At 61.9% G+C, this 20,000-nt stretch carries 23 protein-coding genes; 17 read left to right on the top strand and 6 right to left on the bottom strand.

Annotated elements, in window-relative coordinates:
• From HMPREF1267_RS08390 to HMPREF1267_RS08380, 3 genes are all read right to left on the bottom strand, one after another.
• Positions 1-618 carry a hypothetical protein gene (locus tag HMPREF1267_RS08390; protein WP_023028950.1) on the bottom strand — a complete coding sequence of 206 codons (618 nt, stop codon included), beginning with the start codon at positions 616-618 and terminating at the stop codon, positions 1-3.
• A 72-nt stretch (positions 619-690) separates the two neighbouring features.
• Entirely contained in the window at positions 691-2,055 is a 1,365-nt protein-coding gene (locus tag HMPREF1267_RS08385; protein ID WP_023017268.1) for an exonuclease domain-containing protein, read from the bottom strand.
• A 100-nt stretch (positions 2,056-2,155) separates the two neighbouring features.
• Positions 2,156-2,689, bottom strand: coding sequence for a TetR family transcriptional regulator (locus HMPREF1267_RS08380; protein ID WP_023017269.1), 534 nt, complete (start codon positions 2,687-2,689; stop codon positions 2,156-2,158).
• Between the two features lie 161 nt (positions 2,690-2,850).
• On the opposite strand from HMPREF1267_RS08380, the gene HMPREF1267_RS08375 reads away from it, so the two are divergent.
• Together HMPREF1267_RS08375 and HMPREF1267_RS12355 are read left to right on the top strand one after the other, a co-directional pair.
• Positions 2,851-3,618, top strand: a complete 768-nt coding sequence (locus HMPREF1267_RS08375; RefSeq protein WP_023028949.1) for a hypothetical protein — start codon at positions 2,851-2,853, stop codon at positions 3,616-3,618.
• Position 3,619: 1 nt separating this feature from the next.
• Positions 3,620-4,159: a hypothetical protein gene (locus HMPREF1267_RS12355; RefSeq protein ID WP_023017271.1), complete on the top strand. Its 540-nt coding sequence runs from the start codon at positions 3,620-3,622 to the stop codon at positions 4,157-4,159.
• Here HMPREF1267_RS12355 and HMPREF1267_RS08365 read toward each other — a convergent pair.
• Positions 4,146-5,045: a YbjN domain-containing protein gene (locus HMPREF1267_RS08365; protein ID WP_023028948.1), complete on the bottom strand. Its 900-nt coding sequence runs from the start codon at positions 5,043-5,045 to the stop codon at positions 4,146-4,148. The genes HMPREF1267_RS12355 and HMPREF1267_RS08365 overlap by 14 nt on opposite strands.
• A gap of 137 nt (positions 5,046-5,182) precedes the next feature.
• On the opposite strand from HMPREF1267_RS08365, the gene hisD reads away from it, so the two are divergent.
• The 14 genes from hisD to pyk all read left to right on the top strand — a co-directional run bounded on the left by hisD (position 5,183) and on the right by pyk (position 17,112).
• Positions 5,183-6,493 carry a histidinol dehydrogenase gene (gene hisD, locus HMPREF1267_RS08360; protein ID WP_023028947.1) on the top strand — a complete coding sequence of 437 codons (1,311 nt, stop codon included), beginning with the start codon at positions 5,183-5,185 and terminating at the stop codon, positions 6,491-6,493.
• Complete coding sequence (locus HMPREF1267_RS08355; RefSeq protein WP_023028946.1) at positions 6,494-7,606, top strand: histidinol-phosphate transaminase; 1,113 nt, start codon at positions 6,494-6,496, stop codon at positions 7,604-7,606.
• A 3-nt stretch (positions 7,607-7,609) separates the two neighbouring features.
• Positions 7,610-8,212 carry an imidazoleglycerol-phosphate dehydratase HisB gene (hisB, locus tag HMPREF1267_RS08350; protein WP_023028945.1) on the top strand — a complete coding sequence of 201 codons (603 nt, stop codon included), beginning with the start codon at positions 7,610-7,612 and terminating at the stop codon, positions 8,210-8,212.
• Between the two features lie 3 nt (positions 8,213-8,215).
• Positions 8,216-8,383 carry a hypothetical protein gene (locus HMPREF1267_RS13005; RefSeq protein ID WP_023017276.1) on the top strand — a complete coding sequence of 56 codons (168 nt, stop codon included), beginning with the start codon at positions 8,216-8,218 and terminating at the stop codon, positions 8,381-8,383.
• On the top strand, positions 8,380-9,630 hold the full coding sequence (locus HMPREF1267_RS08340; protein WP_023017277.1) for an MFS transporter: 1,251 nt from the start codon (positions 8,380-8,382) through the stop codon (positions 9,628-9,630). The genes HMPREF1267_RS13005 and HMPREF1267_RS08340 overlap by 4 nt, the downstream gene beginning before the upstream one ends.
• Before the next feature lie 3 nt (positions 9,631-9,633).
• On the top strand, positions 9,634-10,266 hold the full coding sequence (gene hisH / locus HMPREF1267_RS08335; RefSeq protein ID WP_023028944.1) for an imidazole glycerol phosphate synthase subunit HisH: 633 nt from the start codon (positions 9,634-9,636) through the stop codon (positions 10,264-10,266).
• 13 nt (positions 10,267-10,279) lie between these two features.
• Positions 10,280-11,068, top strand: a complete 789-nt coding sequence (gene priA / locus HMPREF1267_RS08330; RefSeq protein WP_023017279.1) for a bifunctional 1-(5-phosphoribosyl)-5-((5-phosphoribosylamino)methylideneamino)imidazole-4-carboxamide isomerase/phosphoribosylanthranilate isomerase PriA — start codon at positions 10,280-10,282, stop codon at positions 11,066-11,068.
• Between the two features lie 3 nt (positions 11,069-11,071).
• Complete coding sequence (locus HMPREF1267_RS08325) at positions 11,072-11,842, top strand: inositol monophosphatase (RefSeq protein ID WP_023028943.1); 771 nt, start codon at positions 11,072-11,074, stop codon at positions 11,840-11,842.
• 23 nt (positions 11,843-11,865) lie between these two features.
• On the top strand, positions 11,866-12,636 hold the full coding sequence (hisF, locus tag HMPREF1267_RS08320; protein ID WP_005278553.1) for an imidazole glycerol phosphate synthase subunit HisF: 771 nt from the start codon (positions 11,866-11,868) through the stop codon (positions 12,634-12,636).
• Entirely contained in the window at positions 12,633-12,995 is a 363-nt protein-coding gene (hisI, locus tag HMPREF1267_RS08315) for a phosphoribosyl-AMP cyclohydrolase (RefSeq protein ID WP_005278556.1), read from the top strand. Before hisF ends, hisI begins: the two co-directional genes overlap by 4 nt.
• Positions 12,995-13,630: a TIGR02234 family membrane protein gene (locus tag HMPREF1267_RS08310; protein WP_005283730.1), complete on the top strand. Its 636-nt coding sequence runs from the start codon at positions 12,995-12,997 to the stop codon at positions 13,628-13,630. Before hisI ends, HMPREF1267_RS08310 begins: the two co-directional genes overlap by 1 nt.
• Before the next feature lie 86 nt (positions 13,631-13,716).
• Entirely contained in the window at positions 13,717-14,547 is an 831-nt protein-coding gene (locus HMPREF1267_RS08305; protein ID WP_005278561.1) for an indole-3-glycerol-phosphate synthase, read from the top strand.
• Between the two features lie 53 nt (positions 14,548-14,600).
• Positions 14,601-15,572 (top strand): prolipoprotein diacylglyceryl transferase, encoded by a 972-nt coding sequence (gene lgt / locus HMPREF1267_RS08300; protein ID WP_023028942.1) that lies wholly within the window; start codon positions 14,601-14,603, stop codon positions 15,570-15,572.
• A 121-nt stretch (positions 15,573-15,693) separates the two neighbouring features.
• The gene (gene pyk, locus HMPREF1267_RS08295) at positions 15,694-17,112 is read left to right on the top strand and encodes a pyruvate kinase (RefSeq protein ID WP_175279200.1); all 1,419 of its coding nucleotides are present in this window, start codon (positions 15,694-15,696) and stop codon (positions 17,110-17,112) included.
• A gap of 68 nt (positions 17,113-17,180) precedes the next feature.
• Here pyk and HMPREF1267_RS08290 read toward each other — a convergent pair whose 3' ends face one another.
• A complete protein-coding gene (locus HMPREF1267_RS08290; RefSeq protein WP_034667153.1) occupies positions 17,181-18,392 on the bottom strand; it encodes an amidohydrolase in 1,212 nt (403 codons plus the stop codon).
• Positions 18,393-18,419: 27 nt separating this feature from the next.
• Here HMPREF1267_RS08290 and HMPREF1267_RS08285 point away from each other — a divergent pair, with 27 nt between their 5' ends.
• The gene (locus HMPREF1267_RS08285; RefSeq protein WP_023028940.1) at positions 18,420-18,818 is read left to right on the top strand and encodes a hypothetical protein; all 399 of its coding nucleotides are present in this window, start codon (positions 18,420-18,422) and stop codon (positions 18,816-18,818) included.
• Here the strand turns inward: HMPREF1267_RS08285 and HMPREF1267_RS08280 are convergent.
• Complete coding sequence (locus tag HMPREF1267_RS08280; protein WP_023028939.1) at positions 18,815-19,900, bottom strand: glycerate kinase; 1,086 nt, start codon at positions 19,898-19,900, stop codon at positions 18,815-18,817. The two genes, HMPREF1267_RS08285 and HMPREF1267_RS08280, sit on opposite strands and share 4 nt — an antisense overlap.
• Positions 19,901-20,000: the final 100 nt, after the last annotated feature.

Here is a 20,000-nt window from a genome sequence, read left to right as displayed (position 1 = left end):
TCATAATTCGCGGGGAAATCCGTTAGACCATACTAGCGGGCGCGAATGTAAAACGGTGCGATGGCCTGGAAGTTGTTCGGCGGCGGCGCGGGCGAGGTCGCGAGCATATTCATCGGGTAAGTGGGCGAAGACAAAAACCGTCGCGGAATCCGGCACCAGGTAGGTCAAAGAATGCGAGCGCATGAGGCGGCGCATGTGCTTATCCAGCACGGTAAAGGTTTCTGGGTGGGCCAACCAGGAGGAAATCGGGGCGCCGTGGGAGCGAACTTGCAGGCCGCCATAGGGCGCTGCGGCAGGCAGGGCGCAGCGAGCTGGGCGCGTCCAAAAGCGCAGGCCCTGCGAGTCGAGCGCGGCGCGCTGCAGGTTCAGCGAGGCACAATTCCACGCCTGGCGGGTCGAGACATCCAGGTCCGCAAGGCCGCGGTGGCTGAGCCGGCGAAAGGTGCGCTGCCCGGGAAAGACTAGCGCCATCGACAGGTTGGGGGAGAGCTGGATGGTGGCGAGGGAGTAGCAAAAGCCGTCATCGGAAAGCCGCTGGTGCTTAATCCACGACCGCGCGAATAGCGCCGGCAGCAAATTAGTGGTGGTGGGGCGGGGTGCATCGAGCGTCAAGGTCATGGCGATTTCTCCAGGGTCGTGAGTATCCGCCCTTATTGGACTGGAGAAATAGCCGGGTGGTTCCCTGCGGGTTTAAAAAGGCGGCTCGGCGTCGAGCTCCAGCTCAGAAAAGAGCTGGGCACCGGACCACATGGTGATGTCCTGGCCCTTTTCCTGCAGCTCTTCGGCGCGCTTTTCCTTGGAGGTCTTCTTTGCCCATTCGCCGACGACAAGCAGCGTGGTCTTCTTGGTGACGTTTTTGCCCACTTGCCCGCCGCGCTTGGCGATGCCCTGCCACAGCAGTCCCTTATCGTACGGCTCGAAATCGCCGGTCAGGGTGACGTGTTGGCCGTAGAGTGCGCCTTGAGGATCGGCGTCGGGATTGGGATCCGGGATGGTATCCGGGGTGGCCACGGCCTGCCACGGCGCCCGGCCGGAAGACGCGGGCTTCTTGTTGGTTCCGGCGGACCGGGTGGAATCGCGGAAATCGGTGCCGGCGCCCAGATCGTCGCCGGAGGTGGGCGCGGTATGCGCGCGCAGAACCGGCAGGATGGCCGAGGATTCGAGCCTGCCGAGGCTAAACTCCCGGCTGGTAAAGAGATCGGTGATGCTTCCGGTATGCCCAAAGCGCTGGGCTAGCCCGGTGATGATGGTGCCGGCGGCGCGGGCGTCCTCGGTGGCATCGTGGTGGGTAAAAGAGGCGCCGCCAAGGTGGCTTACGACGGTAGGAAGCTTGTGGTTGGCCACCGAGATAACACCTTGCCTTGAGGCATCGCGAGACAAAGCGAGTGAGCAGGCCAGCGGGACGGTGGGGACATCGGCGCCGGCGGCCAGCAATCCGGAGCGCAGCGCTGAGGAGTCAAACTGGACATTGTGCGCGACGATGACATCGCTGCCGATGAAATCAAACAGCTCTGCGGCCGCTGTGGCAAAGGGCATTGCTCCTTCGACATCGGCGGCGGTAATACCGTGGATGGAGATATTGACTTCGGCAAAGTGCTCCAAGCCTGGGGGAGGGGTGCACAGCCACGACTGGGACGCGGTTTCCCCGCCATCGCGGTAACGCACGGCGCCGATCTGGCAGATGGAACCCCAATTATCATTGGCGGTTTCTACATCAACCGCGACGAAATCAAGCCCCGGGTTGCCCACGGAGGATTCTTCGCTAGAGGATGGGGCTGCGGCTTCCGCGGGTGCGTCGCCCTGCTGCGCCGCCTTAATGGCGCGCGCCACGCTGTGGGGGTCTTGGTGCGGGGCGAAGGCAATGCTGCCGGCGCTGCCTAAGGACAAGGAACCAAAACCGGTGGCGGTGGGTTCGTGGGCGCGCAGGTCATCGATGGCATCAAGGGCGATTTCTGCGGTGGCAGGCGCGCCCAAGCTGCGCGAGAGCAGGCTGCGGTGAAGCACGACTTTTTCCGCAGTGACATCGATCAATACGCCATGCGCGGGATACGACACGAAAATGGCCTTTCTTCTGAGGTGACTATCTAGGAGGGCTGCTGCACAGAGATCGTACTCGCTTGTGCTTGGCGGAAATCCGCCGCGGGGGTGAAGCGTTTTAATCCGCCTCGCTGTGCTGCAATCCGGCATTGATAATCCGCACGCCACGCACCAAATCGGCGCGGTAGTCCGCCGCGGTGGTCCCGCCGGTGGTTTCTAGCAGCTGGCGCTGGGATTGCTCGAGCAGCGTGGCGCCCAGGACGAGGTGCACGGCGGAAAGGGCAGCGGCCTTGCGTGCGGCGGCATCGAAATCGGGGCAGGTGGCGGAGCTAAACTGCGCGACGAGGTGATCCCAGGCCTGGGAATCCGGCTGCGAGAGGCCGGCGATGGCTACCTCCGCGCCATCGCGCCGGGCCAGGAGCAATTCGCGCAGGTGCAGGCTAATCTCTTCCAGCGTGGATCCGGCGACGGGGGCGATAATATCTTCAGCAAGAGCGGCAATGAGCGCCTGCTTATTGGCGATGTGCCAATACAGCGCCCCCGGGGCAACGCCGAGGGAGGAGGCGACGCGGCGCATGGTGACATCGGCAAGCCCATACGTATTCAATAGGGTCGTGGCGGCGTCGATGATGGCCTCGCGATGTAGTTGCACAGTGGAAATTGTACGTGTTTCGCCGCGCTAAGGAATAGCTCACAGGTACTTTTCAGACTGCAATAATGTCCCTTGCAAACTTGCATTGTTAGGATTGCGGGGACATAAGAACCCGTCGTGAGGCGGCTTCGCATTCGAAAGATTGATTCAGGAGCTCTCCCTTGTCCTTTTTGACCCCTGCTAAGAAGTCCCTTTTTGCGGTCGCTATGGTTGCCCCGCTTGCCTTAGCTGCATGCAGCTCAGATGACGAGGACGATTCGACGAAGACCGCGTCGTCTTCGTCCGCCTCCTCGTCTACTGAGACCTCCGCAAAGGAATCGGCGAAGAAGTCTGAGGACAAAGACGCCGACAAGGATAAGAAGGAAAAGGAAGAAAAGGATAAGAAGAAGGCCGCCGAGGACCCTAAGGACAAGGGCGAAGAAGGCGGCAATGAGGGCGCTAATACGAACCCCATGCACAACGGGGACGATCCCTTCGCCAACGCCCAGGACATTAAGCCCATTGAAGGCGGACAAGAAGCCAACGATGGCGATAAGCAGGCCATTGAGCAGTTGGTGCGCGGGCAGCATGAGATTGACAACGTCAAGGAATACTTTGGCTACATGCCAGCCCACGCCTGCCGGGCCGTGCGCGAAGGCGAGTCCGGGGATTTCCAGCAGTACCTCAACTACGTTGACAGCCTGCCCAACCAGTCCTTTTCCGAATACGCAAACTCCATGCGCCAGCAAGGCCAGGGCAATCCCCAGATCAACGAATTTGCCAACCAGCTAGAGGCCATTCCTACCTCCACCAAGCTGGAATCGGTCAATGACGTTGTGGTCAACGGCGATGACGCCTCCGCCACCGTGAGCGTGTCAAACTCGGAAGGTACCGATACCTCCACCGTTCGTTTCCGCCGCGAGGACGGCAACTGGACCTTCTGTAACTAAAGTGTCTTCCCGCCAAGCTCGCTTGCCCCGCACTCTCGGTTTTGGTGCGGGGCTCCTCGCGTGTTCCCTGCTCGTTTTCGGCATCTGCGGCGCGCTCTGGGGTTTTATGCGCCCCACGATGACCGGCCGCGCTGTCGACGGTGGCGGCTATGCCATTGAAGCGGTGGGCAACGCGCAATTCGTTGCGTTTATGACCTTTGCGCTCGTTACGGGTTTCTTGGGGCTGTGCCTGGGGCTAGCCGCATTTGTCCAGCGCCGCGGGCGCGGTCTCGCGATGTTGCTGTGGGTGGGGGCATGCGCCTTCGCCGGTGCCGTGTCCTTCTACGTCTTTGGCGGCATCACCGCGACGCACCCGCCGGAGAACCCAGGCGATGTCGTGGAGTTTGCGCCGAACTTTTCTCCCGCCGTGGCCTGGGCGGTAGCGCCATTTTTGGCCATGTTTTCCTACTGGTGCACCGCGTTTATTAGCTCCGACGCGGACTGGGAAGTTGTGGGGCGAGAGGCTGCGGATGAGCCGCAACGGGAAGTTACGCCCACTTAACCGGGGAGCTGCCGCAAAATTCCCGCGCGATTTCATCGATAGCGTGCAGGATCGCATCGAGGCTCTGGCTTAAAACCCGCTGCAACTGGTCTTGGCTTAGACCCGCCCCAATAAGCGTCGGCACGTCGACGTGGACGTGGAGGCCGTCGTCGCTGGCGCGGCAGTAAGCCGTGGCGCTGTGGCTTATCAAGTTCCAGTCATTGCAGATCAAAAACAAACGGGTGAACTCGTCCTCATCCGCATTGAGAGTCCACCGGCCGGTAATGATGAGGCTTGGCCCAGAGTCGAGGGTGAAGGTGCAGGCGATGGAATTGACCAGGGCAAATAGGCAGATGTCACCATCGCTATGGAAGCTGTCGATCCCTATCTGCGGCAGAGTGGCGGCGAGGAAATCCAGGGTGACTGCGGGCGGGGAAGCAGCATCGTCTTGAGCTAGCAACAGCTCTGGTTCTTGGGCAAGGGCCGGAAATTCGCGCGTCGCCACGCTCATGAGCACCTCGGCGCCGCGGAGCGCGGCGGGCACAAACGCGGCCAATTGATCGTGGGTTGGTGCCGTCCCGGTGGTGAAGTGGCTCTGCCCACACAGCACCAGCGAGCCCGCCTCGTCATAATCCAGCAGGGCGGTGGGGTAGAGGCAATCGGCATTCCATGTGGTGATGAAGCGGGACAGCTCGGCGGCATTGCCCAGCGCAACCGCACCGCGCGGAGTGGTGTGCAGGTGGATTACCACATCGTCGGCCTGCGACACAGACACCAGGGTGGATCCCTCCTGCCCATGGGAGATGACGAGTTCTCCAGTGGGCAAGGCCCAATAGGAAAAGTCATTCTCGCGGACGATGGCGCGCAGGTGCCGCTCAAGACTGGTGGATTCAAATTCGATCATCATGCACCGCACACTCGCCTTCGCTGGAATTTGCTTTGAGTCTATCGCCCAAGAGGGTGTTCCCGCGGCGCTTTGGGCGATAGTATATTGGTTTGTCTACAGATATAGCCCACGGTGATCAACCAGAAAGTGAGCCAGGAATGCTTCGAACCATCGATCTCCGCGGTCAACAGCTCCGCCCCGCTACGCTGCGCCGCGTCCTTCCGCGCGGCGGCACCGATGTGAATTCCGTCATGGGGACCGTCGTGCCGATGGTCAATAAGGTGCGCGATGAGGGCACCCAGGCGGCGTTGGATTATGGGGAGCACTTCGATGGGGTGCGCCCGCCGTCCCTGCGCGTGCCTGAGGCGGAACTGCAGCGGGCCGCCGACGAGCTTGATCCCCTGGTGCGCGCGGCCATCGAGGCCTCCATCGAGCGGGTGCGCCGCGTGCATGCGGATCAAAAGCCGGAGTCGCACACCACGCAGCTGGCCCCCGGCGCCACCGTGACCGAGGTATTCCGCCCCATCGAGCGCGTTGGCCTCTACGTGCCCGGCGGCAAGGCGGTCTACCCGTCCTCTGTCATCATGAATACCGTGCCCGCGCAAGAGGCCGGTGCCTCCAGCCTGGTGGTTGCCTCCCCGCCGCAAAAGGAGCACGGCGGCCTGCCGCACCCCACGGTCTTGGCCACGTGCCACATGCTGGGCGTGGAGGAAGTCTGGGCCGTCGGCGGGGGCCAAGCGGTCGCGCTTTTGGCCTACGGCGATGCGGACGAAGACGTAGAGCCCGTGGACATGATTACCGGGCCGGGCAATATCTTTGTCGCCGCAGCCAAAAGGGCGGTGCGCGGGGTGGTAGGCACCGACGCGGAGGCCGGCCCGACCGAAATCGCCATCTTGGCGGATGAGACCGCGAACCCCGTCTACGTGGCCTACGATCTCATCTCCCAGGCAGAGCATGATCCGATGGCGGCAAGCGTGCTGATTACGGCATCGGAAAGCGTGGCCCAGCAGGTGCAGCAGGAGGTCGAGCGCCGCTATACGGCAACGGAGAACTCCGCCCGCGCCGCCGAGGCCTTAACCGGCGAACAATCCGGCATCGTCCTGGTGGATTCCCTGGACGCGGGCATCGCCGTGGCGAATGCGTATGCCGCCGAGCACCTAGAAATCCACACCGCGGATGCGCGCGCCGTGGCAGAGCGCATCAACCACGCCGGCGCCATTTTCGTCGGCGCGTATTCCCCCGTGCCCTTGGGGGACTATTCGGCCGGTTCCAACCACGTGCTGCCCACCTCGGGCACGGCGCGGTTTTCCGCGGGGCTTTCTACCCACACCTTCCTCCGGCCGGTCAACCTCATCGATTATGACCGCGGCGCCCTGGAAGAAATCGCCCCCAACGTCATCGCCTTTGCCAATGCCGAGCGCCTTCCCGCCCACGGGGAGGCCATCCGCGCCCGATTCGAGGAGAAATAAATGGCCCAGCTACATGACCTACCGCTGCGCGAGGAATTGCGCGGCGAGACCGCCTATGGCGCCCCGCAGCTGCGGGTGGCCTACCAGCTCAATACCAACGAGAATCCTTTCCCGCCTTCGCCCGCGCTTGTCGATGCCCTCGTGGACGAGGTCCGCCGCTGCGCCAACTCGCTCAACCGCTACCCAGAGCGCGATGCGGTCGAACTGCGCACCGAGCTAGCCCGCTACGTTTCGCAGCAAACCGGCGTGGATGTCACCTACGAGCAGGTCTGGGCCGCCAACGGCTCCAATGAGATCCTGCAGCAGCTGTTGCAGGCCTTCGGCGGGCCCGGGCGCAGCGTGCTGGGATTTACGCCGTCGTATTCCATGCACCCGATCCTGTCTGCCGGTACCCACACCCGGTTTATCGAGTGCCCGCGCGATGAGAACTTCGTCATAGATATGGACCGCGCCTTGGCGGCGGTGGCCGAGCACCAGCCCGACGTCATCTTTATTACCACCCCGAATAACCCCACCGGCGGGGTAACCAGCTTGGACGATATTGCCGCGCTTGTCGATGCCGCTCCCGGCATCGTCATCGTCGACGAAGCCTACGCAGAGTTTTCTGACTCGCCGTCCGCGACGAGCCTGTTGGAAAAATACCCCACCAAGCTCGTGGTGTCGCGCACGATGTCGAAGGCCTTCGACTTTGCTGGCGGGCGCCTGGGTTACTTCGTGGCGGACCCGGCCTTCGTGGAGGCCATCATGCTGGTGCGCCTGCCATATCACCTCTCCGTCTTATCCCAGGCCGCGGCCACTGTGGCCCTGCGCCACAGCGCAGATACCCTCGCCACCGTGGAAACCATCGCCGCCGAACGCGACATGGTGGCCGGGCGCCTGCGCGAGATGGGCTATACCGTCATGCCGAGCGAATCGAATTTCCTTTTCTTTGGCAATTTCGCGGACCAACACCGCGTGTGGGAGCAGTTCTTGGATGAAGAGGTGCTCATCCGCGATGTAGGGATCGACGGGTACTTGCGCGTGACCATTGGCCTGCCAGAAGAAAATGCGGCCTTTCTGGCTGCGGCAGAAAAACTAGCGACTACAGTAGGAGCGGATACTTCAAAGGAGTGATTTATGACAAACCGTGTGGGGCGTGCCCAAAGAGCTACATCGGAATCGGACATCGCCGTTTCCATCGACCTTGACGGCACTGGGAAAAGCGACATTTCCACTGGGCTGCCGTTCTTTGACCATATGCTTACCGCATTTGCCACACACGGGCTCTTTGACCTGCAGGTTAAGGCCACCGGTGACGTGGAGGTAGACGCCCACCACACCGTGGAAGATACCGCCATCGTATTAGGCCAGGCCCTGCGCGAAGCAGTGGGGGATAAGGCCGGGATCCGCCGCTTCGGCTCCCAATTACTACCCATGGATGAGGCGCTGGTAGAGGCGGTCGTGGATTTTTCGGGCCGCGCCTATTTCGTGATGAATGGCGAGCCGGAGCACCTGCAATGGCAGGTCATCGGCGGGCACTATGCCACGGTGATTAACCGCCACTTCTTCGAATCCTTGGCCACGCACGCAGCCATTACCCTGCACGTCAACGTGCGCTACGGCCGCGATCCGCACCACGTGACCGAGGCGGAATACAAGGCGGTAGCCCGCGCGCTGCGCGCTGCCGTGGACCACGATCCGCGCCAGACCGGCATCCCTTCGACGAAGGGAGCCCTGTAGCCCGTGCAGTTTATGATCCTCATCCTGTTTCTGGTGGCAGGCCTCTTGGTAGGAGGGGCCTGGTCCGCGTATCAGCAGGGCTCGAAGTTTTTTACGGTTGTCGCCGCGCTTTTAGCCGTTATCACCGCGGCCGCGGCCATTGCCTGGATGGTTGGAGGCTTTAGTAAATGAGCGAATCTCAAGAGACCAATATTTGGAAGGTGCCCGGCTATACGCCGACGATGGTAGCCATCGCCGCCGCCTTTGGCGCTTGGTCCATCCTGCTTCCCGTGGTGCCGCTGGCCGTCATTGACTCCGGCGGTTCCGCGACCCTGGCGGGTGGATCCACCGGTATCTTCATGGCCTTTACGGTTGCCACGCAGATCATATCGCCGTGGCTGTTGCGCCGCTGGGGCTACAGGCGCGTGATGGCGCTGTCCGCCTTTACCTTGGGCGTGCCGGCCTTCGGCCACCTGTTGGGTACCGAGGCCTGGATCGTCTTGCTATTTTCCGCCATGCGCGGGGTGGGCTTCGGCGCCCTCACCGTGTCCGAATCCGCGCTGATTGCAGAGCTCTCCCCGGTGCGTCTGCTGGGCAAGGCCACCGGCATGATTGGTGTATTTACAGGCTTGGGGCAGATGATCTTCTTGCCGCTCGGCCTGTTCATGGCGGATTCCTTAGGCTACGCCTCGACCTATATCACCGCCGGCCTCATTGGCTTCTTGGGCTTTGCCATGTGCCTGCGCATCCCCAAGATCAAGGTCACCTTGGCCGAGGATAATGATGAAGAAGTCAATATCATTCGGGTTCCTACCTGGAAGCTGGTTGCGGTTCCGGCCTTGGCCTTGACCACCTTCTCCATGAGCTACGGTGCCATTTCCTCGTTCTTGTCCCCTGCGATGCAGGAGCTCGATGCCGCAAGGGGCGCCAGCCTCGCCGGCATCATGCTGTCCATCGTGGGCGGCGCGGCGATGATCTTCCGGTACTTCGCCGGCGTGGTGGCAGACCGCACTGGGGCCCCAGGCAGCCTGTACATTCCAAGCCAGATCATGGCGATCATCGGCGTCGGGACGATTTCGCTGACCCTATTTATGGAAAGCTCCATCTGGTGGCTGGTGCTCGGCGCGGTTCTATTCGGTGGCGCCTTCGGTATCGCGCAAAACGAGGCCTTGCTATCCATGTTTGACCGGCTGCCCCGCGAGCGGGTCTCGGAGGCCTCGGCGATTTGGAATATTTTCTACGATAGCGGCACCGGTCTAGGCTCGACCTTGCTCGGTGCCATGGTGGCAGGCTACGGCTACGACGGCGCCTTCGGAGCGGGAGTTGCGATCCTGATCGCCGGTTTGCTGCTTACCACGGCGGACTTCATCCTGGGCCGGACTCGTATCAGCGAGACCAACGATATCCGCACTCGTTTGCGTCGAATGCGTAAGGTATAGCCCATGACAAAATCGGTGGTGTTATTGGACTACGGCGCGGGCAATATTCGCTCTGCCCAGCGTGCCCTCGAGCGCGTCGGGGCGGAGGTCACCGTCACGGCGGATCCTTATCAGGCCCTCGAGGCAGACGGGCTGCTGGTTCCCGGCGTGGGCGCGTTCGATGCCTGCATGACAGGGCTTAAGGCGGTGAATGGGCCGAGGGTCATCGGCCAGCGGCTGGCAGGAGAGCGGCCGGTCATGGGCATTTGTGTGGGTATGCAGGTGCTTTTCGATGCCGGCGTCGAGCACGGCATCCACTCCACAGGCTGCGGCGAATGGCCGGGTACGGTCGAGCGCCTGCAATCCGACGTGTTGCCGCATATGGGCTGGAATACCGTCGAGATGCCAGATGGCAGCGCCATGTTTGCCGGGCTTAACGTCGATGAACGTTTTTATTTCGTGCATTCCTACGGCGTACGCCGCTGGGAATTGGAAACCGTCATTACCCGCCCGCCGCTGGTGAGCTGGTCCACGCACGCTGGCGATTCTTTCGTGGCGGCGGTGGAAAATGGCGCGCTCTGGGCCACGCAATTCCACCCCGAAAAATCCGGGGATGCGGGCGCGCAGCTATTGGAAAACTGGATGCACACGCTCTAGGTAGGATGAGACCATGACTTTTACGCTTTTGCCCGCAGTCGATGTCGCCGGCGGCAAGGCCGTGCGTTTGGATCAGGGAGAGGCCGGCACCGAAAAGGTCTACGGTGCCCCGCGGGATGCAGCCCTTGAATGGCAGCGCCAAGGCGCCCAGTGGCTGCACTTTGTTGACCTCGATGCCGCCTTTAATCGCGGTTCCAACCACGAGCAGATGGCGGGGATTACCCAAGAACTCGGCATTAATGTCGAGCTTACCGGTGGCATCCGCGATGATGCCGGGGTAGAGCGCGCGCTGGCTACCGGCGCGAACCGCATCAATATTGGCACCGCCGCCTTAGAGAACCCAGAGTGGGTAGAAAAGATTCTTGGGCACTATGGCGAAAAGGTCGCCGTGGATTTGGCGGTGCGCTTAGAAGATGGCGAATGGCGCACGAAGGGCAATGGCTGGGTCTCCGATGGCGGGGATCTCTGGGAGGTGCTCGAGCGCCTCGATGCCGCAGGATGCCAACGCTTCGTGGTCACGGATGTGTCCAAGGACGGGACGCTTTCTGGGCCCAATGTGGAATTATTGCGCGAGGTAGCAATGGCAACCGATGCCAAGGTCACCGCCTCCGGTGGCATTTCCTCCCTGGCGGATGTTAGCGAGCTGGCCCGGTATGAAAATGAGGGCATCGATTCGGCGATCATCGGCAAGGCGCTGTATGAGGGAAACTTCAGCCTGGAGGAGGCGCTAGCGGCGGTGGCAGAGGTAGAGCCGCTGCCCGCAGAGGTGCCCATCGATCCTTATGACCCCGAGGAAGAGTAAGCGATGATGGATCCGCGCGAATTGGTGGCCTTTGCGGAGGCGGCCGTTGACCAGGTTGAGCCCATCTTTCGATCCGGCATCGGGGCGCCACCGGCCCACTTTAAAAGCAGGGGCGATTTTGCCACAGAGGTGGACTTGGCCATCGAAAAGCAGCTGCGCGATATCTTGCAGCAGATGACCGGTATCCCGGTCTATGGGGAGGAATCCGGCGGAAGCATCCACGACACCGTGTGGGTGGTCGATCCAATCGATGGGACCGCGAATTATTCCGCGGGCAACCCCATGGCGGGTATCTTGGTGGCTTTGGTTCACGAGGGCCAGACTGTCGCGGCCATCTCAGATTTTCCCCTCTTGGGCAGGCGCTTGGTGGCCAGCGACGGCTCGCCGCTGCGTTCTGCCGGTGGGCCGTCCGGCGGTTTCGGTGGCGGGGAAGAGTCCCCAGAATTCGATGATGCCCGTGGGCACGTGGGATGTTTTTCCAACCTTCCCACTGCGGCATTCCACGAGCTGCGCGAATCCGGCTTGCGGCCGCGCATCACGGGCTCGGTGGGACTAGATAATGCCTTCGTGGCCCAGGGCGTATTTGACGGTGCCGTGAATTTCTCGCCGCACCCGTGGGATAACGCGGCGGGAGCGCTCCTTATTAAGGCCGCTGGGGGCATCATCACGGATCCGGAGGGCAATGCGTGGACCGTGCAGTCGCGGGGTATGGTCTCCGGTACGCCGCAGGTGCACGAGACAATCCTAGAAATCCTATCTCATCACTCAGATTAAACCTGTGAAGGAGTAAGCCCCGCATGGCTGTAGCCGTACGCATTATCCCGTGCCTTGATGTGGATCAAGGCCGCGTAGTCAAGGGCGTAAATTTTGCCCACCTGCGCGATGCAGGAGACCCCGTGGAATTAGCCGCGCGCTATGAGGAATTGGGCGCGGACGAGTTGACGTTCCTCGATGTCTCCGCGTCCAAGCACGGCCGGTCCACCATGCTCGATGTGGTACGCCGCACCGCCGATCAGGTCTTTATCCCTCTCACCGTGGGCGGGGGAGTGCGCAGCGTTGACAATGTCCGCGAGCTCCTGCGCACCGGTGCGGATAAGGTATCGGTCAATACCGCGGCGATTGGCAATCCAGACCTGCTGCGCGAATTGGCAGAGGTCTTTGGCTCGCAGTGCATCGTCTTATCCGTGGACGCGCGGCGCACCGACGCGGCGCACGCACCGTCGGGGTTTGAAGTCACGACTCACGGCGGGACGACATCGGCTGGCATCGATGCAGTGGAATGGGCCCGCACCGGCGCCGAACTGGGCGTGGGGGAGATCCTTTTAAACTCCATGGACGCCGATGGCACGAAGGCCGGATTCGACCTCGAGCTTCTGCGCGCGGTGCGCGAAACGGTGAATATTCCCGTCATCGCCTCCGGTGGGGCGGGTGCGGCAGCGGATTTTCCACCCGCCGTTGAAGCCGGTGCCGATGCCGTGCTGGCAGCCAGCATCTTCCACTTTGGGGAGGTAGAAATAGGCGAGGTCAAAAAGGCGCTGGCAGACTCCGGATACGAGGTGCGCCGGTGAACACTCCCGCAGATTATGAGCTAGACCCGCAGATAGCTGCGCTGCTCAAGCGCAATGAGCAAGGGCTCGTGCCGGCGGTTGCCCAATCCGATTCCGGCGAAGTGCTTATGCTTGCCTGGATGGATGACCACGCGCTGGCCCACACGCTGGCGACGCGCAAGGGCACTTATTTCTCGCGCTCGCGCGGCGAGTATTGGATTAAGGGCGAGACCTCCGGACATACGCAGGACGTGCTCGGTGTGCGCCTTGATTGCGATGGCGATACCATCTTGCTGACCGTGCGGCAGCGCGGCGCGGCGTGCCACACTGGAGACCGGACCTGCTTCGATGCGAGAGTTCTTTTAGGGGATGATTCCTGATGACGAGGCGACTTGGCCCGCTCCTTATTGCGGTGGGCACGGCGGTGCTGTGGTTTTCTTCCCGCAGCACCTGGGTAAAAGCGGTAAGCGAGGACGATAAATCGGGCTCGGCAACCAATGAGATCGTGGGTTCCGCGTGGTCCCTAGAGCTGATGGCATTAACACTGGTCCTCCTCGCCGGGGTGCTCGCGGGGATTGCGCTGCGCCGAACGGGGCGGCGCATCGTGGCCATTGTGTGCGCCCTCGCCGCGGCCGGCGCCGCGTGGAGCCCCATTAGCCTGCTGACCAGCGGTGCTGACGCCCAGCGCGCGCAAAAAATATTGCAGGGCGCGTCCGCGAATGAGAACGCGGTGGATTCTGCCGCAATCTCCGAGTGGGCCACCGTCATCTCGGTGGAGGTCACCAAACTTGGCCCCATCGTGGCCATTATTGGTGCGGCCCTAGCGTTCTTTGGCGCCGTCCTCCTCGCCCAGAACCCAGGCAAGGACAAGGCCAAGGCATCGAGCAAGTACGAAACCCCCGCCGCCCGCCAAGAAAAGCTGGCGGAAGATTTGGAGACCTCATCCGATTCCGGCCGCGTGATGTGGGACGCGCTCGATAGCGATATCGACCCGACCGATGTGGGCCGCAAATAGCCCCGTTCGCGCAGCGCAATTTCCGGAAACGCCTCGCATAGCGTTAATCTAAGTGTGATCTTAATCGCGCTTGGAGGGAGGTGCTCATGCCCACACCCATAGCCGTCGATCACCTGGTCGCTGGGGTGCTTGAGGATGTCGCCGCGCGCGAAGCACGCGTTTCCTTCCAAGACATCAAGGCGCGCTCCCGGGACATGGAGCCTCCCCGCGATGCCCGCGCGGCGCTTTTAAAACCAGGGTGTTCGGTCATTACTGAGCTCAAGCGCGCTGTTCCTTATACCGGGGAAATTGCCCACGTGGGCTCGGCCGAGCAGATGGCCGAATGGGCGCGCACCTTTGAAAACTGCGGCGTGCATCTGATGGCCTGCCAAACGGATACGCGGCGCTTTAACGGTTCGCTTGAGGATATGGCGGCCGCGCGCGCTGCTATCGATATTCCGATGATGGCGCGCGACCTCATCGTGGATCCGTACCAGATTCATGAGGCTCGTTGTTTTGGCGCCGATGCAATCCCGCTGCAGGTCGAGCTTTTAGAACAAGCTCGATTGGAAGCCCTTTTGGACCGGGCGGAATCGTTAGGGATGACCGCCATCGTGGAGGTGCGAACCTGCGGGGAGGTCAACCGTGCCATCAAGGCCGGCAGCAGTGTCATCGCGATCAATGCGTGGTCCCTTGCCTCTGATGAGATCAACCGGGAGGCCTTCAACGATATTGCCCCGGGCCTGCCGGAATCCCTCCTGCGCATCGCCGTGGGTGGGGTGAATAATGCTCGCAACCTCTTCCACTATGCCTCCCGCGGGGCGGATGCGGTATTGGTCGGCGAATCCGTCATGGCGGCCCAGGATCCCACCGCCTTAGCACGCTCCCTGGTGGCCGCGGGCCAGCACCCGGCGTGTCCGTCGCGTAAAAGTTCCTAGGAAAAGTGACCCCAAACTAGCTCACGGGCACGCCGATAAGGCACACTATCTACGTGCATACTCAGAATCTTGCAAATATCCCCTCCCCGCCGCAGGGCGTGGTGTGGCATCTTGGCTCCATTCCAATCCATGCGTATGCGCTGTGCATCATCGCCGGCATCCTCGTGGGCATGTGGATGACGCTGCGGCGATACACAGCCCGGGGCGGCAATCCCGATACCGTGTGGGACGCGACCATCGTCGTCATCCCCGCTGGCATCGTGGGCGGGCGGCTCTATCACGTCATCACGGATAATCAGAAGTACTTCTGTGAGACCTGCGACCCAGTCGACGCCTTCAAGGTCACCAATGGTGGCCTTGGCATCTGGGGTGCGGTTGCCTTAAGCGCCGTAGCGCTGTGGGTGATGTTTCGAATCAAAAAGATCCCGCTTGCACCATTCGCGGACGCGGTAGCGCCTGGCCTCATCCTTGCCCAGGGCATCGGCCGGTTGGGCAACTGGTTCAATCAGGAACTTTACGGCCGGCCGACCGACGTTCCGTGGGCGCTGGATATTTACTACCGCGTCGATGAGGCGGGGGAGTACGCCCCAGTTTCCGGGCATTCTACCGGCGAGGTCATCGCTTCGGTGCACCCGACGTTTTTGTATGAGCTCATTTGGAACGTGCTGGTGTGCCTGTTCCTTCTGTGGGCGCACAAGGCATGGAAGCTGGGGCGCGGACGGGTATTCGCCCTCTACGTCGTGGGCTACACTCTGGGCCGCTTCTTTATCGAAGGCATGCGCTCTGATGAGGCCACCGAAATCTTCGGCGTCCGCGTAAACCTCATCGTCTCCGCCGTTGTCTTTATCGCAGGTCTCATCGTCTTTTTCTTGCTGGACAGGCAACGCAAGGGCCCCGAAACTCCAGAGGAAGTTGACCCGCGGTACTACCGCGAGCAGGCGGAAAACGGCGGCGAGGGCGACGAGAAACGCGTGGCAGCCACGCATGCTAACGGCACCTCGGGCACTGCTACCGGCCGGAAATGACCGGTTATGTGTGATCGTGTCCGATTGCCGTAGTTAAGGCGCCAAAAAATTGTGGCCTAGCCGCGCGCGAGGGAGTAGGTTGGGGGTTGTTCAATTTCCCCGATGGAATAGGCCAATAATGCTGGATAGAAGAACCAAAATTGTCTGTACTCTCGGCCCCGCGGTAGCTAGCGGGGACGGAATTTTGCGCCTTGTAGAAGACGGCATGAACGTCGCGCGCCTCAACATGTCGCACGGTGAGCATGCGGACCACGAGGCCAATTACAAGTGGGTCCGCGAAGCCACCGAAAAGACCGGCCGGAACGTAGGTATCTTGGCCGATCTTCAGGGCCCCAAGATCCGCCTTGGCCGGTTTAAGAACGGCGAAGAGCAGTGGGATAACGGCGAGATCGTCCGCATCACCGTGGACGATGTCGAAGGCACCCACGACCGCGTATCCACCACCTACAAGGGCTTGGCACAAGACGCGAAGCCCGGCGATCGCTTGCTTATCGATGACGGCAAGGTCGCCGTCGTCTGCAAGGAAGTAGACGGCAATGACGTGGTGTGTGAGGTAACCGAGGGTGGTCCCGTATCCAATAACAAGGGCGTCTCCCTGCCCGGCATGAGCATTTCTGTGCCAGCCCTGTCTGAGAAGGACATCGAGGATCTACGCTTTGCCCTGCAGCTCGGCGTGGACTACATCGCGCTGTCCTTCGTGCGTTCGCCTGCCGATGTCGACAAGGTCCACGAGATCATGGACGAGGAAGGCCGCCGCGTGCCGGTCATCGCCAAGCTGGAAAAGCCCGAGGCTGTCGATGCCCTCGAGTCCATCATCTTGGCCTTCGATGCCGTGATGATTGCCCGCGGTGACTTGGGCGTTGAGGTTCCGCTGGAAGAGGTGCCACTGTTCCAGAAGCGCGCTATCCAGATTTCCCGCGAGAACGCCAAGCCGGTCATCGTGGCCACCCAGATGCTGGATTCCATGATCGAGAACTCCCGCCCCACCCGCGCGGAGGCTTCCGACGTGGCCAACGCCGTGCTCGACGGCGCCGATGCGGTGATGCTGTCTGGCGAGACCTCCGTGGGCGCGGATCCACACAACGTGGTGCGGACCATGTCGCGCATCGTCAAGCGCTCCGAGACTGATGGCCAGGTCCCGCCGCTGGCGCACGTTCCGCGCACCAAGCGCGGCGTGATGTCCTATTCCGCCCGCGATATTGCAGAGCGCCTGAACGCGAAGGCTATCGTTGCCTTCACCTCCTCCGGTGATACCGCAAAGCGCGTCGCCCGCCTGCACTCTGACCTGCCGCTTTTGGTATTTACCCCGGACCAGGACGTGCGCGCCCAGCTGGCGCTGACCTGGGGTGCAGAGACCTTCTTGAGCCCCGACGTCAAGTCCACGGATGAGATGATGGAGGCCATCGATAAGTACCTGCTGGACTTGGACGAGTACGACGAGAATGACTTGGTCGTCGTTGTTGCAGGTACCCCTCCGGGAATCTCCGGCAATACCAACATGATTCAGTGCCACATTTTGGGAGAGACCATCAAGGACTAGCGCACTGAAAAGCCGCCGCGCCCCACACTCCATTGAGAGAGTGGACGCGGCGGATTTTTTATGGTGAGTTAAGCGCCCAGGTACGCCAGCACCGCCGCATGGGCGGCTTGGGTGGAGGCCTTGACCGTCGGCTCGTAATCCGGCAGGAAGTTGGCCTGGTGGTTGACCGGGGGATCGGCTAGCTCAGATTCCGGGGTGCACCCTACGTGCCAAAAGACGTACGGCACGCCCCAGGCCTGGGGGAGGTAACAAAAGTCTTCGGAAGCGGTCGAGGGGGAGGCGGTAACGGATTCTTCCCCGAACGTGGCCGTAAAGACCTCGTCGATGGGCGAATACGCGGCGGCATCATTATCGGTGACCTCGCCGTGCGCGTAGTACTCGAAGGTGGGGTCCTTCTCGCAGCCGGAGGCCACGCATTCTGCCTTCACCATGCGCTCTAAGGAGGCATAGACCTTCTCCGCCAGGGCTGGATCATAAAAGCGCGTATTGAGCACGAGCTCGGCGGAATCCGGGATGATGTTGTTTTTATCGCCGGAGTGCAGCTCGCCCACGGAGATGACGAAGAACTCGTGCGGTGCTACCTCGCGGCCCACGATGGCCTGGAGCCGGGTAACGATCATCGCCGCGGTATAGGTCGGGTCGATGGAGTTATGCGGCATGGAGGCGTGGGCGGATTTACCAAAGATGCGGATGCGTAGGGAATCGCAGCCGGCCATGATGGGGCCGGCGGTGTGGCGGACGGTGCCGGCGCGGCCGGGCATGATGTGCTGGCCTAAGCAAATATCGGGGCGTGGGACGCGCTCGGTGAGGTTATCGGCGATCATGTATTTCGCGCCCATGGATGATTCCTCCGCCGGCTGGAAGAGAGCGAGAAAAGTGCCGGACCAGGTGTCGCGGGAGGCATTGAGAAGCGCACAGGCACCGAGCAAGGCCGTGGTGTGCATGTCGTGCCCGCAGGCGTGCATGTAGTCATTGGTCGAGGAATAGGCCACGCCGGTGGCCTCCTTGACCGGCAGGGCATCGAAATCGGCGCGCATGAGGGCGGTGGGGCCATCGCCGTTGCGGAAAATGGCCACCATACCGTGCCCGCCGATGTTTTCTTCTACCTCGCACTCAAACTCCGCCAATTTGGCGCGGATGCGCGCCGCGGTGCGTTCCTCATCGTGGGAAAGCTCGGGGTGGCGGTGCAGATCTTCGTAAAAATCCCGCTGCCACGCCAGGTCAGTATCCGCAGAGTGGACCACGGAAGCGATGTTTGTGGAATAAGACATAGTTTTCATCCCTTTGGTTAGGGTAGGGTCAGCTATATGCCGACTATTCAATTCGATGTATTGGTTCCAGATGAGCAAGCGGACCGCGTGGAGGAAATTTTCACCACTGCCACCGATAAGCTGGTAGCGGGCGGATCGCTTACCTCCGCCGAGGTTACTCGCCCGGCAGATCCCCAGTTCCCTGAGGGCTTGGAGGAGCAGCTGCAGCAAAATTACCGCGATGAACACGAAGAGCGCGATTTAGAAGGCGCGCACGCCTACCGCTATAACATCGCGGTGGCGGGAGCGACCGGCTCCGTGAACCAGCTGGCCATGGTGCTGTCGCGTTTGCTCACGCCGCATGCCGTATTGCCCAAGGATCACGTGCTGCTGGAGGATGAGTTGGCGCATGAGCGCCCCGCCATCTTTCCGTGGACGGTCGAGATTCGCCCTTAGCCCAGCTGCTTGACGATGTCCCGGGCCGCCCTAGCCAGCTGCTCCGGCATCCCACCTTCTTGATCTAGCTCCGCGGTGACGTGCTCGGTGTCCTGGTTGATGGCCCCGGCAATGATGCCGACGGGCGTAGAGGACTCCGCCGCCAGGTCCGCGACGGTGCCGACGACCTTGCCGGTTAAGGATTGCTCATCAAAGGCGCCTTCGCCGGTGATGACGAGGTCCGCCTGAGAAATGGCATCCGCGAGACCAAGGGCCTTCGCCACGTGGGCCCCGCCAGAGACGACGCGGGCGTGCTCATCGGTGCCCCACAGGGTGCGCGAAAGCCAGGTAAGGCCGATGGGAATGCCACCGGCGGCACCGGTAAATTCCGTTTCCGGATCCGTGCCGGTGACCTTGCACAATTGGAGCAGTGCCCCGGCAAGCAGGGCTATTTGTTCGCCCTCTGCGCCTTTTTGTGGCCCGTACATGGTGGCAGCCTGCATGGCCTTAGCCCGGGTATCGGCCAGGAGTGTGAAATCAACCATGCCCGCTTTGATGTTTAATTGCGCGGTATCGATGGAATCGAGCTGCACTAGCGGGGCGCCGCCCTTGGGCAGGGCATAGCCGCGTGCATCGTGGGCGGCAGCGCCGAGGGCAGCAAGGATTCCCATGCCACCGTCGATGCTGGCCGTGCCACCGAGGCCGAGCACGATGGAGGTGGCGCCGCGGGATTGGGCATCGGCAAGCAGCACGCCCGTGCCATAAGAATCCGCGTGAAGGGGATCGAGTGCGTCGCGGACCGCGGGCAGCCCCGTGGCGGCGGCGACGTCGATGAAGGCCGTGCGTCCAGCGAGGAAATACTGGGCCTCGGTCAAGCGCCCCACCGCATCAGTTGTGGGAAGGGTAATGGTCTGGGTTTCTTGCCCGCCCGCCGCGGCGGCCTGGGCCAGCACCTGGGCGGTGCCTTCGCCGCCATCGGCCATGGGCAAGGTGGTGACGGTGGCGGTGGGGTAGTGCTGGCGGATTCCGTTGGCGATTCCGGCTGCGGCTTCCGTGGCGGAAGCGGTACCTTTAAAAGAGTCTGGCGCGACAACAATATGCATGCCCGCGATTATAAAGCCCGAGACCCGTTCGGCGGCTTTCCGCTAGGAATCCGAACGTTCGACAGAAAATATTTACCTTTATCATCGCAGGTAAAAGCCG

Source organism: Corynebacterium sp. KPL1824, from assembly GCF_000478095.1.
In the GTDB taxonomy this organism is placed as follows: domain Bacteria; phylum Actinomycetota; class Actinomycetes; order Mycobacteriales; family Mycobacteriaceae; genus Corynebacterium; species Corynebacterium accolens.
The sequence above is the reverse complement of the archived record's forward strand: the minus strand, read 5'-3'. Positions and strand labels throughout refer to the sequence as shown.

Coding starts and splice junctions, on each gene's coding strand:
- hisH (WP_023028944.1), top strand. CDS start 9,634: ATGACAAAATCGGTGGTGTTATTGGACTACGGCGCGGGCAATATTCGC.
- HMPREF1267_RS08325 (WP_023028943.1), top strand. CDS start 11,072: ATGATGGATCCGCGCGAATTGGTGGCCTTTGCGGAGGCGGCCGTTGAC.
- hisD (WP_023028947.1), top strand. CDS start 5,183: ATGCTTCGAACCATCGATCTCCGCGGTCAACAGCTCCGCCCCGCTACG.
- HMPREF1267_RS08310 (WP_005283730.1), top strand. CDS start 12,995: ATGACGAGGCGACTTGGCCCGCTCCTTATTGCGGTGGGCACGGCGGTG.
- HMPREF1267_RS08305 (WP_005278561.1), top strand. CDS start 13,717: ATGCCCACACCCATAGCCGTCGATCACCTGGTCGCTGGGGTGCTTGAG.
- priA (WP_023017279.1), top strand. CDS start 10,280: ATGACTTTTACGCTTTTGCCCGCAGTCGATGTCGCCGGCGGCAAGGCC.
- HMPREF1267_RS08285 (WP_023028940.1), top strand. CDS start 18,420: ATGCCGACTATTCAATTCGATGTATTGGTTCCAGATGAGCAAGCGGAC.
- HMPREF1267_RS08390 (WP_023028950.1), bottom strand. CDS start 618: ATGACCTTGACGCTCGATGCACCCCGCCCCACCACCACTAATTTGCTG.
- HMPREF1267_RS08365 (WP_023028948.1), bottom strand. CDS start 5,045: ATGATGATCGAATTTGAATCCACCAGTCTTGAGCGGCACCTGCGCGCC.
- HMPREF1267_RS08290 (WP_034667153.1), bottom strand. CDS start 18,392: ATGAAAACTATGTCTTATTCCACAAACATCGCTTCCGTGGTCCACTCT.
- hisF (WP_005278553.1), top strand. CDS start 11,866: ATGGCTGTAGCCGTACGCATTATCCCGTGCCTTGATGTGGATCAAGGC.
- hisB (WP_023028945.1), top strand. CDS start 7,610: ATGACAAACCGTGTGGGGCGTGCCCAAAGAGCTACATCGGAATCGGAC.
- HMPREF1267_RS08340 (WP_023017277.1), top strand. CDS start 8,380: ATGAGCGAATCTCAAGAGACCAATATTTGGAAGGTGCCCGGCTATACG.
- HMPREF1267_RS08355 (WP_023028946.1), top strand. CDS start 6,494: ATGGCCCAGCTACATGACCTACCGCTGCGCGAGGAATTGCGCGGCGAG.
- HMPREF1267_RS08280 (WP_023028939.1), bottom strand. CDS start 19,900: ATGCATATTGTTGTCGCGCCAGACTCTTTTAAAGGTACCGCTTCCGCC.